14 protein-coding genes are annotated in these 12,660 nt (G+C 46.8%); 4 read left to right on the plus strand and 10 right to left on the minus strand.

Annotated elements, in window-relative coordinates; translation table 11 throughout:
• Positions 1 to 10: 10 nt before the first annotated feature.
• The 3 genes from MHI54_RS04220 to MHI54_RS04230 all read right to left on the minus strand — a co-directional run bounded on the left by MHI54_RS04220 (position 11) and on the right by MHI54_RS04230 (position 1,450).
• Complete coding sequence (locus tag MHI54_RS04220; protein WP_198946021.1) at positions 11 to 157, minus strand: SE1561 family protein; 147 nt, start codon at positions 155 to 157, stop codon at positions 11 to 13.
• A gap of 55 nt (positions 158 to 212) precedes the next feature.
• Positions 213 to 1,007, minus strand: a complete 795-nt coding sequence (locus MHI54_RS04225) for a YfkD famly protein (protein WP_095214907.1) — start codon at positions 1,005 to 1,007, stop codon at positions 213 to 215.
• A 65-nt stretch (positions 1,008 to 1,072) separates the two neighbouring features.
• Positions 1,073 to 1,450 carry an OsmC family protein gene (locus tag MHI54_RS04230; protein WP_340082351.1) on the minus strand — a complete coding sequence of 126 codons (378 nt, stop codon included), beginning with the start codon at positions 1,448 to 1,450 and terminating at the stop codon, positions 1,073 to 1,075.
• A gap of 156 nt (positions 1,451 to 1,606) precedes the next feature.
• Between MHI54_RS04230 and MHI54_RS04235 the strand changes: the two genes are divergently transcribed.
• Positions 1,607 to 2,785 carry an MFS transporter gene (locus tag MHI54_RS04235; RefSeq protein WP_340082352.1) on the plus strand — a complete coding sequence of 393 codons (1,179 nt, stop codon included), beginning with the start codon at positions 1,607 to 1,609 and terminating at the stop codon, positions 2,783 to 2,785.
• 32 nt (positions 2,786 to 2,817) lie between these two features.
• Here the strand turns inward: MHI54_RS04235 and MHI54_RS04240 are convergent, their stop codons facing one another.
• Genes MHI54_RS04240 through MHI54_RS04250 form a run of 3 tightly spaced genes read right to left on the minus strand, consistent with a single transcriptional unit; the run spans position 2,818 to position 5,293 of the window.
• Positions 2,818 to 3,507 (minus strand): amino acid ABC transporter permease, encoded by a 690-nt coding sequence (locus MHI54_RS04240; RefSeq protein ID WP_095214910.1) that lies wholly within the window; start codon positions 3,505 to 3,507, stop codon positions 2,818 to 2,820.
• Positions 3,504 to 4,388, minus strand: a complete 885-nt coding sequence (locus MHI54_RS04245; protein WP_340082353.1) for a transporter substrate-binding domain-containing protein — start codon at positions 4,386 to 4,388, stop codon at positions 3,504 to 3,506. Before MHI54_RS04245 ends, MHI54_RS04240 begins: the two co-directional genes overlap by 4 nt.
• 23 nt (positions 4,389 to 4,411) lie before the next feature.
• Positions 4,412 to 5,293, minus strand: coding sequence for a transporter substrate-binding domain-containing protein (locus MHI54_RS04250; protein ID WP_095214912.1), 882 nt, complete (start codon positions 5,291 to 5,293; stop codon positions 4,412 to 4,414).
• Positions 5,294 to 5,511: 218 nt separating this feature from the next.
• Between MHI54_RS04250 and MHI54_RS04255 the strand changes: the two genes are divergently transcribed.
• Complete coding sequence (locus MHI54_RS04255) at positions 5,512 to 7,365, plus strand: heavy metal translocating P-type ATPase (protein ID WP_340082920.1); 1,854 nt, start codon at positions 5,512 to 5,514, stop codon at positions 7,363 to 7,365.
• Positions 7,366 to 7,465: 100 nt separating this feature from the next.
• Entirely contained in the window at positions 7,466 to 8,401 is a 936-nt protein-coding gene (locus MHI54_RS04260) for an IS30 family transposase (RefSeq protein WP_340081424.1), read from the plus strand.
• Between the two features lie 31 nt (positions 8,402 to 8,432).
• On the opposite strand, the gene MHI54_RS04265 is transcribed toward MHI54_RS04260, so the two are convergent.
• Genes MHI54_RS04265 through MHI54_RS04275 form a run of 3 tightly spaced genes read right to left on the minus strand, consistent with a single transcriptional unit; the run spans position 8,433 to position 10,114 of the window.
• Positions 8,433 to 9,254 carry a YihY/virulence factor BrkB family protein gene (locus MHI54_RS04265; protein ID WP_095214914.1) on the minus strand — a complete coding sequence of 274 codons (822 nt, stop codon included), beginning with the start codon at positions 9,252 to 9,254 and terminating at the stop codon, positions 8,433 to 8,435.
• A 36-nt stretch (positions 9,255 to 9,290) separates the two neighbouring features.
• Positions 9,291 to 9,635, minus strand: coding sequence for a hypothetical protein (locus tag MHI54_RS04270; RefSeq protein WP_095214915.1), 345 nt, complete (start codon positions 9,633 to 9,635; stop codon positions 9,291 to 9,293).
• Positions 9,635 to 10,114: a low molecular weight protein-tyrosine-phosphatase gene (locus MHI54_RS04275; RefSeq protein ID WP_095214916.1), complete on the minus strand. Its 480-nt coding sequence runs from the start codon at positions 10,112 to 10,114 to the stop codon at positions 9,635 to 9,637. Before MHI54_RS04275 ends, MHI54_RS04270 begins: the two co-directional genes overlap by 1 nt.
• Before the next feature lie 121 nt (positions 10,115 to 10,235).
• Here MHI54_RS04275 and MHI54_RS04280 point away from each other — a divergent pair, with 121 nt between their 5' ends.
• Positions 10,236 to 11,261: a S66 peptidase family protein gene (locus MHI54_RS04280; protein WP_158221480.1), complete on the plus strand. Its 1,026-nt coding sequence runs from the start codon at positions 10,236 to 10,238 to the stop codon at positions 11,259 to 11,261.
• An 18-nt stretch (positions 11,262 to 11,279) separates the two neighbouring features.
• On the opposite strand, the gene MHI54_RS04285 is transcribed toward MHI54_RS04280, so the two are convergent.
• Positions 11,280 to 12,644: an LLM class flavin-dependent oxidoreductase gene (locus MHI54_RS04285; protein WP_340082357.1), complete on the minus strand. Its 1,365-nt coding sequence runs from the start codon at positions 12,642 to 12,644 to the stop codon at positions 11,280 to 11,282.
• Positions 12,645 to 12,660 lie beyond the last annotated feature (16 nt).

A 12,660-nucleotide genomic window follows, 5' to 3' on the forward strand; every position in this document is an offset into this window, starting at 1 on the left:
AAGCATGGTCTTACTTTAATTTATTTTCCATTTCATCAAGCATTCGGAGCATTTCATCGATTTCATCCAAGGACGTCTCTTCTGGTTCGATACTATCCAAATAATCCATGAATGCAGCCAGACGCTGCTTCAAATCATCCACTTTACTTGCTGCCAACTGTAAAACCCCTTTACCGCTTCATCTGGCTCTTAGTATATCACAGCCTCGTTCGTTATTGAACGTTGAAGGTGAAGGACAGATGGTCTTGAATCGGGATCCAGGCCCCGATTCCCTGTTTGGTCACATTCCTGACAACAATCTGTTTTCTGGAGCCCTTCAATTCCAGATAGACTTCCCCGAACGTGATCGTTCCCTTCTCATTGACTGCCGGTGCATAAGCAGTAAGGATCCCGGACTTATTCAAAGGAACACCATAGGCATTTTCCTTATTCGTTCCTTTTCCGATGACTGTCTGGAAGGATAGCGGAAGCTTCGTGTTCTTCTGTGCCTGCTGGAGCATCATTAGCTTGATGTCCTTCGGATTTTCGATCTCAGCTGTCAGTCCGCCTTTTACGTAGCGTTCTTCCTGCTGCTCGTAATTCATCTGCTTGGCTGATTCGCCGCCGGCATTGCTCAGCTGATTCGTATTCACTTTTTGATACTGCCAGTTGATATTCGTTTCGGCAGACTGGTATTCCAGCGGCCAATGCCCCATATAGATCATGCCGCGGTATCCGATTGCAAGCGGTGAAGGTTTCAGCGTCGATTCATTGAGAATGCGGATCAGTTCGGGATTTTGGATGATAATATCACTTTCTTCCGTCAGCTCCCTGACAAGTTCACTGGGCTCTAGCACAATCTGATCCTTATTTGAATTCGGATAAGTATTTTCCTTGGATATATTCAAAACATGATTCGGGATTTCAGTATCCTTCTTCTGTACTTTCTCCGCTTTCCCAGCTGCGGAGAAAGGAAAAGTCAGCAAAGTCAGTGCCATGATTGTTATGAGGATTCTAGCGAATTTCATAAAGAAAAGCCCCTGCCTTTCAGATTTTTTTCTAGTATCTGAAGTCAGGAGCCATCCTATACATCTCAATAATGATTCAAATGATTCAGATGGACTAGGTCCAATCGCTCTTCGATTTCAATGCTATCCTTCACCGTCTGCACCATGGAACAGTTTTTTCGGGCAAGCTCCAGATTCTTCTCCAGCTGCCCTCTATCCAAATGATAGCCGCGCACAATGAAAGTCAATGTGATTTTGGTAATGCGATTAGCTGCCAATTCATCGCGTTCCACTTCAGCCTCCACTTCCAAATCAGCTATTTCAAGACTTTGTTTCTTTCCGGAGGCACTGCATCCTGCTATCGAGGAAACCATCAGCTGATAGGGCGGAATACCAAAAAGCTCATTTCCGTCGATATCCAATGTTTGATGGGGCAATTCGGTACGGAAACCATGCTGTTTCATTGTAAGCCTCAATTCCTTCACCTCTCCTTGCTGGATCTTTAAAGGTATATATTCCCGGCCCGTGCAGATTTTAACCCTGAACCTTGATTGACCAAATCCAGGAAAAACTATAGAGTAGGATTGGGAAATCATCTTACATACAGGGGTAATGACATTATGAGAAATGCATATAGTTTTTGGATTCTTGTCAGTATTGTGGCAGTTTCCGGTTTCAGCCAAGGATTGCTGCTCCCGCTCATTGCCATCATATTTGAGCAAGACGGCCTTTCCTCCTCGATGAACGGATTGAATGCTGTCGCTATTTATATCGGAATTCTGCTTGTATCCCCCTTCATGGAAGCCCCTCTGCGTAAATACGGATACCGACCAGTCATCATGGGAGGCGGGCTGATCGTTGTTGTGGCATTGCTGGCCTTCCCGCTTTGGAAATCCTTTTGGTTCTGGTTTGTCCTGCGGTTATTGATCGGTATCGGGGATAATGCGCTTCATTTCGGCACGCAGACATGGATTACATCGTCATCACCGGAAGCAGTCCGCGGACGGAACATTTCCATCTATGGACTCTTCTTCGGGATTGGGTTCGCTGCAGGTCCGCTCATGACATCGCTCGTCAAGGTTTCGGAGTCCTTGCCATTCATCTTATCCGGCGGACTTTGCTTGATTGCTTGGTTCACTCTTTTCCAGCTGCGCAATGAATTTCCGGTCGAAGAAAATAACCAAGCAGTCCAGCAGCAAGGATTGATACAGCGCTTCGGCTCGACTTTGAAATATGCTTGGGTTGCTTTTTTGCCGCCGCTGGGATATGGCTTTTTGGAATCCTCTTTGAACGGAAGCTTTCCTATATATGGATTGCGTCAGGATATCGGTGTATCGGAAGTGTCCATATTGCTTACCGGCTTCGCCCTCGGTGGTATTGTTTTTCAGATTCCGCTTGGTATGCTCAGTGATAAATTCGGCCGTAAATATACGCTGCTGACCGTCATGCTGCTCGGTACGGTGTGTTTCGGGACAGCTGCATTGACAGAACAGCATTATATTGCCTTGCTCATCTGTTTATTCGCAGCGGGCATGCTGCTTGGTTCGACCTTCTCGCTCGGCATAAGCTATATGACCGATTTGACACCGCGGCACTTGCTGCCCACCGGAAACCTGCTTTGCAGCATCACCTTCAGCATCGGGAGCCTTGGCGGTCCTTATCTCAGCGGTGTATTTATCGAAAAGATGCCCGATGTCAGTTTCTTTCTTATCATGACAGTCATCTTCGCTGGCATATTCACAACCTTGCTCCTCCATGCAGTTTTCACCAAACATACAATAGCTGCAGGACAGCATTAAAAGGGATGCACCCAGGCAGGCGCATCCCTTCTTTAATTGATATAACGGGAGAATCGCTTCTCCAGCCGTTCCTGGAAATAAGAAATGATGATACATAGCGGCCAATATACAAGCGCCACTGTAATATACATCGTCATCGAATCAAAAGTCCGGCCAGCCACTATTTGGGCCTTCTGGAACATTTCCGGCACTGTAATGACCGCTGCGAGGCTGGTTGCCTTCACTAAATCAAGAAATACATTTGTAAGCGGCGGCATCGCCACCCGAGCTGCCTGCGGGACGATGACCCTGGTCAAGGTCTGCCAATAATTGAGACCAAGCGCATAGGAAGATTCCCACTGGCCATACGGAATACTGTTCAATGCCCCTCTATTCACTTCTGCAATATAGGCTGCACTATTCAAACCGAAGGCAAGGACAGCACAGGTGAACGCATCCAATCGGATTTGGACAACCGGCAGCCCTTGATACAGGATGAATAAAAAAACGAGTATCGGCGTCCCGCGCATAAACGAAATATAAAAGCGCGAGGGCCATCTGAGGAAAAAGAATCGGGAACTGCGGCCGATCGCCAGGAAAAAACCGAGGATCAGCCCCATCCCCATACCGGCGAAAGCAACAGCTATCGTCATCGGCAATCCTTCCAATATGAAAGGCAGGTTCTCCCATGCCAGCTCCACATCAAAGAATTTCCCAATGTTCACCGCATCGAATGGTATCATTTTTCTTCTTCCTGCTGCTGTTTCAATACTTCATCGATCGTCGGGATATCCTCATCCGGTTGTTTGGAAACGTCCGCTCCGCCGAAGAACTCCTCGGAAAGCTTCGTCAGTGTACCATCTTCGCGCATCTCATCCAAAGCCTTGTCCACTTGTTTTTTCAATTCCGGGGCATCTTTTGGCATAATGGCAGCATTGGCTGTTTCATCGAATTTGAAATCCGGGTGGATGGTGATATTAAAGTCCGGGAAAGCTTGCAGTGCCAATGACTGCAAATAATAATCATTGATGATCAAATCAGTGCGGCCATTATCGACATCACGCAAATAGACATCGTTGGTGGTATTGCCATATGCCACTACCTCGGCACCAAGCTCTTCTGCGATCTTGCTGTACCCCGTTGTCGCCTCACCGCCAGCCTTCTTGCCTTTTAAGTCTTCCAGTGAATGGATCCCGGAAAGGTCATCCTTGCGTACGATCATCGTTGTATATGAATATTTATACGGGTTGCTATAGGCGAACTTCTCTTTACGCTCATCCGTCACACCGATATCATTTGCTGCCATATCGACTCGTCCATTCTGGACGGACGCAAGCATATTATTGAAATCGGAGGTTTTGAACTCCACTTCCAAATCAAGTCGCTTCGCAATTTCCTTCACCACTTCCACATCGTATCCAGTAATTTCGTCCGAACCTTCCGGATAGTAGCTTGCCGGATACAATGTACCTGAAGTGCCAACGGTAAGCTTTCCAGAATCCTGAATGGCTTCCCACACTTTATCCTCTGGCGCTTTCCCGGCACTGTCATTATCAGGAGAACCGCAAGCACTCAAGATAAGGACGACCAGCAAACTGCATAATACAAGCATTCGTTTCTTCATGATGATGTTTCTCCTTTATCGATTCACTTATTTCCTTCTTGTTCCATTAGCTCATCCACTGTCGGCAATTCTTCCTCCGGCTTTTGGGAGACATCCGCCCCGCCATAGAACTCCTCCGACAGCTTAGTCAACGTACCGTCTTCTTTCATTTCATCAAGTGCTTTGTCCATTTGTTTCTTAAGCTCAGGGGCATCCTTGGAAATGATGGCACCTTGCTCAATCTGATCGAACTTGAAATCTGGATGGATCATGATGCTGAAATCAGGAAAAGCCTGCAAAGCCAATGATTGTAAGTAATAGTCATTGATGATGAGGTCTGTCCTTCCATTATCGACATCCCGCAAGTACACATCATTAGTTGCATTGCTGTATGTGACAACCTCTGCCCCAAGCCGTTCTGCAACCTTGCTGTGGTTCGTCGAAGCTTCCCCGCCGGCACGTTTTCCTTTAATATCCGCCAGACTGTGGATGCCAGACAAATCGTCTTTACGTACAATCATGGAAGTATAGGAATACTTATAGGGTTCCGTGAAAGCGAATTGCTCTTTTCTTTCATCGGTGATTTCGATATCATTTGCCGCTACATCTATTCTGCCATTTTGTACAGATGCAAGCATATTATTAAAGTCAGATGTCCTGAATTCCACTTCCAAATCCAGACGCTTCGCAATCTCCTTGATTACTTCCACATCATAACCTGTCAGCTCATCGGATCCATCTGGATAATAAGATGCCGCAAAGAGAGTACCGGATGTACCGACTACAAGCTTGCCGGACTCCTGGATCCTCTCCCATGTTTTATCATTGCCAGCGCTTTCAGAATCTTGATCTCCACCGCTGCCGCAAGCCCCTAGAAGCAGCAGCATCAAAAATAAACTACATATAATACCTAATCCCTTCCCCATGAAGCTATACACTCTCCCCTTGTTATATTTTCATATATCCTAAAAGATAACAGGTAACCTCCACTATTTCAATATTTTTATTAACTGTTTCATTTTTATTTTCTATCTGTTATACATACCGGTAAAAATAATTCCTATTTTATATTGATTTTAAACTAATCCTATAATATAGTGTAATTACTATTACATTATAATTATTATAAACAAGCTATATTTGAATTGGAGGTTTTAACCGAATGAAGAAACACTTTGAACTGCTTGCCGCGTTAGTTAGTGGTGCAATCATCATCATTACCTATTTCCTGTTCCGCGACACCGAAGCTGCCCCTTTCCTTTATAGCGCCGCATATTTGATTGGGGGATACTGCAAAGCGAAAGAAGGAATTACCGAAACGATCCTGGAGCGGAAACTGAATGTAGAGATGCTGATGATTTTTGCCGCTATCGGAGCTGCTATAATCGGTCATTGGCTGGAGGGCGCTTTGCTCATATTCATCTTCGCCCTTTCCGGAGCCCTGGAAACCTACACCGAGAACCGAAGCAGTCAGGAATTACGCGCTCTGCTGTCACTTCAGCCCGATGAAGCGACCCGAGTGACCGATACCGGAAAAGAAACCATCCCTATCGGCCAGCTTCGAGTGGATGATCGAGTACTGGTACTGCCTGGGGAACGTATCCCAGCTGATGGCATCATCTTAAAGGGAACAACGAGCATCGATGAAAGTGCCATCACCGGCGAAGGGATACCAGTGACCAAATCAGAAGGACATGAAGTATTCGCCAGTACCGTCAATAGCAGCGCCGTCTTGGAAATCCGTGTCTCAAAGCCCGCGGAAGATACATTGTTTCAGCGAATCATCACAATGGTGCAAACTGCCCAAGCACAAAAATCACCGGCTCAGCACTTCATCGAACGTTTCGAAGGACCTTATGTCAAAATCGTCCTGTTGCTAGTATTGCTATTATTCCTGGTTCCTCCTATCCTTACGACCTGGTCCTTCACCGAATCATTTTACCGGGCGATGATCCTGCTTGTTGTCGCCTCTCCATGTGCCCTTGTTGCCTCAGTGATGCCGGCGACCCTATCCGCTATTTCCAAAGGCGCAAGAAATGGGATCCTGGTCAAAGGCGGCGTGCACCTGGAAGCGATTGGACAAGTGAAAGCGGTCGCCTTTGATAAAACTGGCAGCCTGACTGCCGGAAAACCATCCGTAACAGATTTTCTTGTCAGTGAATCGGCAGACGCTTCCCTGGTGCAAAAGGCGGCTCATGCCATTCAGTCCCAATCCTCACACCCCCTTGCCAAAGCAGTGGCAGCATATACAGAAGCTGACTCTATCGAACCAGCCAAGCAAGTGACAGATGCTGCAGGACACGGCATGGAAGGGATATGGCAGGGACAGAAATGGCGGATCGGCAAAGCAGCTTATATGAATAATACGGCTGATCAAGAATTCGCAGAGCAAGCCGACGCATTGGCTGCTGAAGGGAAATCGCTGGTTTATATAGAAAATGAAGCTGGAGTTGCCGGGGTATTTGCTCTTCAGGATACATTGCGACCAGAAGCCAAAGCAGCCATCCGTTCTTTGACGAAGCTAGGTATATCGACTATCATGCTGACAGGTGATAATGATCAAACCGCAAAAGCAATAGCCGCTCAAGCAGGCATCACCACTTATCGCGCCAATTGCCTGCCAGAAGAGAAAGTTGCCGAAATCAAGGATCTCGAAAGGAATTATGGAATGATCGCCATGGTAGGAGATGGGATCAACGATGCTCCTGCCATTGCTACGGCAGAAGTCGGGATAGCTATGGGGAATGGGACAGATGCAGCACTGGAAACAGCGGATATGATCCTGATCAAGAACGATTTGGGAAAACTGGCCGATGCCATCAAGCTCTCGAAGCGGATGCGCCGAATCATCAAGCAGAACGTCGTTTTTTCCGTCACTGTCATACTGCTGCTGATTTTTGCAAACATCAGTCAATATCTTGGATTACCACTCGGTGTGGTGGGACACGAAGGCAGTACGATTCTTGTGATTTTGAATGGATTGCGTTTATTGAAATGATGAATTGTAATATTAAGTGCGACACCTTTTGAAAATAGAAAAGCCCATGTTTCCTCGTGTAAGATGAAGTTACCATACCTAATCTTAAACGGAGGAAAACATGAGCTATTCCCATCTTACTACAATTGAACGAGGAAAACTAGAAACACTATACAAGCTTGGCTGGTCTGCACGTCGTATCGCAAAGGAGTTAGGGAGACACCATTCGACTATTTCCAGAGAATTGGAGCGTAACAGTGAGGGCAGCTATAAAGCTGACTCTGCTGACAGAATGTATCAAAAACGACGGGAATTTTGTATTCCTAAAGGTAAATGGAAAGAAGAGCTTAGAGTGGTTATTGAGGAGAAATTAAAGCTCACTTGGTCACCTGAACAAATTCAAGGAAGGCTGGGTATCATCAGCTTCAAAACCATCTATCGTTGGATGAATCAAAGACGATTCTCTGTCGATCATCAGGTCTTCCGTCAAAAAGGAAAAAGGCAAAAACCCCGGGAAACGAGAGGTCGATTCAATATTGGTACGTCGATAAAGGAGCGTCCAAAAGATGTGAAGGACCGAAAATCGGCAGGCCATTGGGAACTAGATACAGTAGTATCAAGCCGTGGAAAAAGTAAAGGATGCTTCGGAACGTTTGCCGAACGCAAAACGCGTTTCTTTCTCGCAGTTAAAATGAACGATCGAAGTGCACGCTCTATGAAGGAAGCTATCTCACAAGTGGCAGCTTCTATGCCTAAGGAAATATTTAAGACAGCGACCACAGATCGAGGGAAAGAATTTGCTTGTTATCAAGAAATCGAAAATGAAATGGATATCTCGGTTTACTTTGCCGATCCGTATGCCCCATGGCAGCGAGGAACCAATGAAAACAGTAACGGGCTGCTTCGGGAGTTCTTCCCAAAGAAAACAGACTTAGCCTCTGTTTCAGAAGATGAAATCCACCAAGCACTATACCTAATTAATCATCGCCCGCGAAAAATATTAGGATGGAAAACTCCTTACGAGGCTTTCCAGGAGGAACTGTCGCATTTAGATTGACAAACTATCAAATAAAAAAGGCTTCCTTGAATCAGGAAGCCTTTTTCGCTTTCTTCCGCTCCTCCAGCATGGCATTGATTTCACCGCCGGTAATGATGATGATACCGGAAAGGTAGAACCAAATCATCAAGACGATGACTGCACCAAGGGATCCATATGTTGCGGAATAATTGCCAAAGTTATCTACATAAAAGGAAAATAACAGGGATGCGATCATCCAGCCGACGGCCGCAAACGCTGCACCGACCATCGATTCTTTGATTGAAAGTCTCTTACTTGGGGCAAGCACATACAATGCAAGCAGTACGATGAAGAATATGACAAAGGAGATCACCCAGCGCAAAGCTCCCCAAACAGTCAGGAAGCCTTCATCCAATCCGAAAATCGAAAAGATATAAAGTCCAATCGATTTACCGAAAATCGGGAGCAGGAATGCGACTGCGATGACGAGTACCATCGCGATTGTCAGCACGACGGCTACTCCCCTGGCTACAATGAAAGATCGGTTTTCATTGACACCGTATGCCTTATTCAAAGCACGGATGATGGCATTGACGCCATTCGATGCAGACCAAAGCGTTGCCAAAATACCAATGGACAATAGTCCGCCATTCCGGTTGTTGACAAGACCCGTTATATTTTCTTCCAATAAATCCATGGTAGATTCAGGTGCAAATGTCGATAATGTATTCATGATATCTTGCTGACTGATCGGTAAAAAGGCGACCAATGATAAAAGAAAAATGATAAATGGAAATAGCGATAGTAATAAAAAATAAGCCAGCTGGGCAGACAGACCAGTCACTTCATCATTGCCGATCCGCTGCCCCAGCTGTTTCAGAAAGCTCCCCATGGCTTCTCCTCCTTCTCTCTCTATACAGCTTTTTCTTTATCTAGCTGCAGTCGTTCCAGTGCCTGCCAATTGTTTCGGACTCTCTCCGGCAGGCAATTCGATCTGATCATCCAGCCTACTCACTTTTTGCAATGCATGCTGGACTTCCTCCAATCCTTTCAGGCCCTTATCAGCCGAGGTGGATAAACTAGTCGCCACTCGCGCATAAGATGTTTTTACATCATCCACGAAAACGCCAGGATTGCGGAGATAGAAAACCGCTTCAGATCCTGCACGCATCAAGTTGCCGCGTACATGCGTCCTTGTCTGTGCATCACATAACGAAACCAAGCCGCCGACAGTAGCACCAATCGTTAAACCTAACGTGAACTTACTTTTCATCAAATCGGCTCCTTCCATCGTATCTGTTGTTTTATTGTCTCGCACAATTCCGCACACCCAGCATCCAGCTGTTCAAATACAGCTTCAAATTCACCAGTGAAGAACGGATCTGCGATATCCTCGCCTTCCCGTCCATTGATGAATTCCGAGAAAAGCCGATAACGGGACGAATAGGCAGGTATCATAGCTGATAAATCCTGCAAATTAAGCCGATCCATCACAATGATGTGATCATACGCATCCAGCTGTTCCAATTGTACTTGCTTCGCTGTTTTTTCGACAATCGGAATGCCCTTTTGACCCAGAAGCTCACGAGCGGAAGGATGTATCTTTTTTCCTTCATGCCAGTGACCGATTCCGGCAGAGTCCACAGCAACAAGCCCTGATAGGCCTGCTTCCTCTATTCGTTTGCAGAATATCGCCTCTGCCATCGGTGAGCGGCAGATGTTGCCTAAACAAATAAACAACACGTTTATCATTCACCCAACTCCCTCGTTTTATAAATGCGATTACAGATATCTGCTATTCCATTCCCCGCTCAACATTTGTTCAAACTGTGGTGCTCCCATGCTATAATATGGAAAAGAAAGGGTGATGCTGATGCCGATCATCTATCCACATGCTCTCACAGCCGACTCCACCTTTGCAATCACTGCACCATCCAGCGGGGTTCCCGCTTCCTTGCATCCCCGGATACATAAAGCAAAAAAGCAGCTGGAGAAGCTGGGAAACCGCGTGATCATAGGCGAGACAGTCTGGACCCAGGAAGCTGCCAGAAGCAGCTCTGCCGAAATCCGGGCAGCTGAACTGATGAGCTTCCTTACCGATCCTGAAATCGATGCCCTCATGCCGCCATGGGGCGGGGAATTGCTTATTCAAGTATTGCCAAGACTGGATTGGGACAAGCTAGCTTCAAGCAATCCAAAATGGCTGATCGGTTATTCTGATACAAGCACACTTCTTTGTTCCTATACGCTCCGGACAAATATCGCTACAGCCCATACAACCAACTTCTTCGATCTGCATATGGCATCACTCGATGGAACGACAAGGCAGTGGCATAAGGTTTTATCTGCACCATCACGCAAAAACTTTATCCAGCATGCTTCGGCCATGTATCAGTCTTCTTGGGATGCACTTTTCGAACAAGACGATGCAGCGGGATTTGATCTGGACAGCGAAACGGAATGGAAATCCACTACTGGTAAACCTGTTTCCTTTACTGGCCGATTGATTGGCGGCTGCCTGAATACATTGACGGTCATTGCCGGGACAAAGTATGCCCCGATCAAGAAATGGCAAGAGTCTTTTGAAGAAGATACAATCGTCTATCTCGAATGGAGCGATTGGAGTACAGCAGAAGCCTACCGGAATCTTTGGCACCTGAAGGAGCTCGGCTGGTTCGATCGGGCAAGCGGTGTATTATTCGGCAGACCCGCTCGAAGCACACCTTCAGAGGATTACACAGACGAGCAAATGATCCGGGAATTCGCCGATGAAATCGGATTGCCGATCATCTTCGACACTGATATAGGACATATGCCGCCGCAATTGACATTGATCAACGGTGCTTTGACAACGGTTTCGTATCAGGATGGGACTGGCACATTGACTTATCTGGAATAGGAAAGAGGAGCTGATGGTTCAGCTCCTCTTTCCTTGTTTTGCCGGATGCGTCCCGGGGAGATGCGGATGTCCGAATAATTTCTCCCGGAATGTACCTCCTGCATAGTCCTTTTTATACAATCCCCGCTCTTGCAGGATTGGCACAACCAATTCGACGAAGTCCTCCAAGTCCCTCGGCGTAATATAATGGGTCAGGTTAAAGCCATCCACTCCGCTCCTCACAAAAAAGTCCTCGATCCTGTCGGCCACCTGTTCAGGGCTGCCGATGATGATCTCCATTTCAGCTGGTTTGCTGAATTTCTCTTGTATCTCTTTGACCGTGAATGGCCTGGCAGCGTCCTTGGTCAAATATGCAGCTCGTGATTGCCCTTGTTCCGTATGCTTGTACGTGAACAGTTCATCCTCATCTTCATAGGATGCCAAGTCATAACCAGTCGATCCACCATACTGGGCCTTTGCTGCATCTGCACTCCAATATTTCTTGATTTCTTCATATTTCGCATATGCTTCCTCTTCCGTTTCAGCAACGACTACATTCAGGAAAGTGAATGCTTTGATTTCATCACGGCTTCTGCCGTATGCTTCTGCACGCGTTTTGATATCCTCGATATAGTAGTTGATTTTTTCCGGTGTCGGTCCGCCGACAAACACACATTCAGCATGTCTGGCTGCGAAATCGCGCCCTTTTTCAGAGGTTCCCGCTTGGTAAAGCACTGGCGTACGCTGCGGGGATGGCTCACTGACATGAGGCCCTTCAACGGAGAAGTATTTCCCCTTGTGCTTGATGCGATGTACCTTATCCGGGTCCACCAGAACGCCTCTTTCCGGATCTGAAACAACCGCATCCTCTTCCCAGCTGTCTTCAAGCAGCTTATAAGAAACCTCCAGGAATTCCTCTGCTATCCGGTAACGTTCATCATGCTTGACCATTTTTTCCAGCCCGAAATTCCGGGCCGCATTCGGTAAGTAGGATGTAACGATATTCCAAGCGACACGCCCCTTGGTCAAGTGGTCGAGAGTCGAGAATTTACGCGCATTATGGAATGGCTGCTCGTAGGATGTACTGACCGTGACAGCGAAGGAAAGGTTCTCCGTCACAGCTGCCATTGCCGGGATGGCAAAGGCAGGGTCATTCAGCGGCACTTGGACTCCGTCGCGCAAAGCAGCCTTTTCATCCCCGCCATAGACATCATAAACGCCGAGTACATCAGCGAAGAACACCGCATCGAACTTGCCTTTTTCCAGCAGGCGCGCATGCCCGATCCAGTAGTCAAGCGACTTATACTCGCGATGCCTTCTGCTCTCGGGATGCTTCCATAAGCCGTGGGAATTGTGCATAGCTGCAGTCATATCGAAAGCTTGCAGGATGATTTGTTTCGTCATTATCTCTCACTCCTTT

Source organism: Terribacillus sp. FSL K6-0262 (genome assembly GCF_037977385.1).
Classification (GTDB): Bacteria; Bacillota; Bacilli; order Bacillales; family Amphibacillaceae; genus Terribacillus.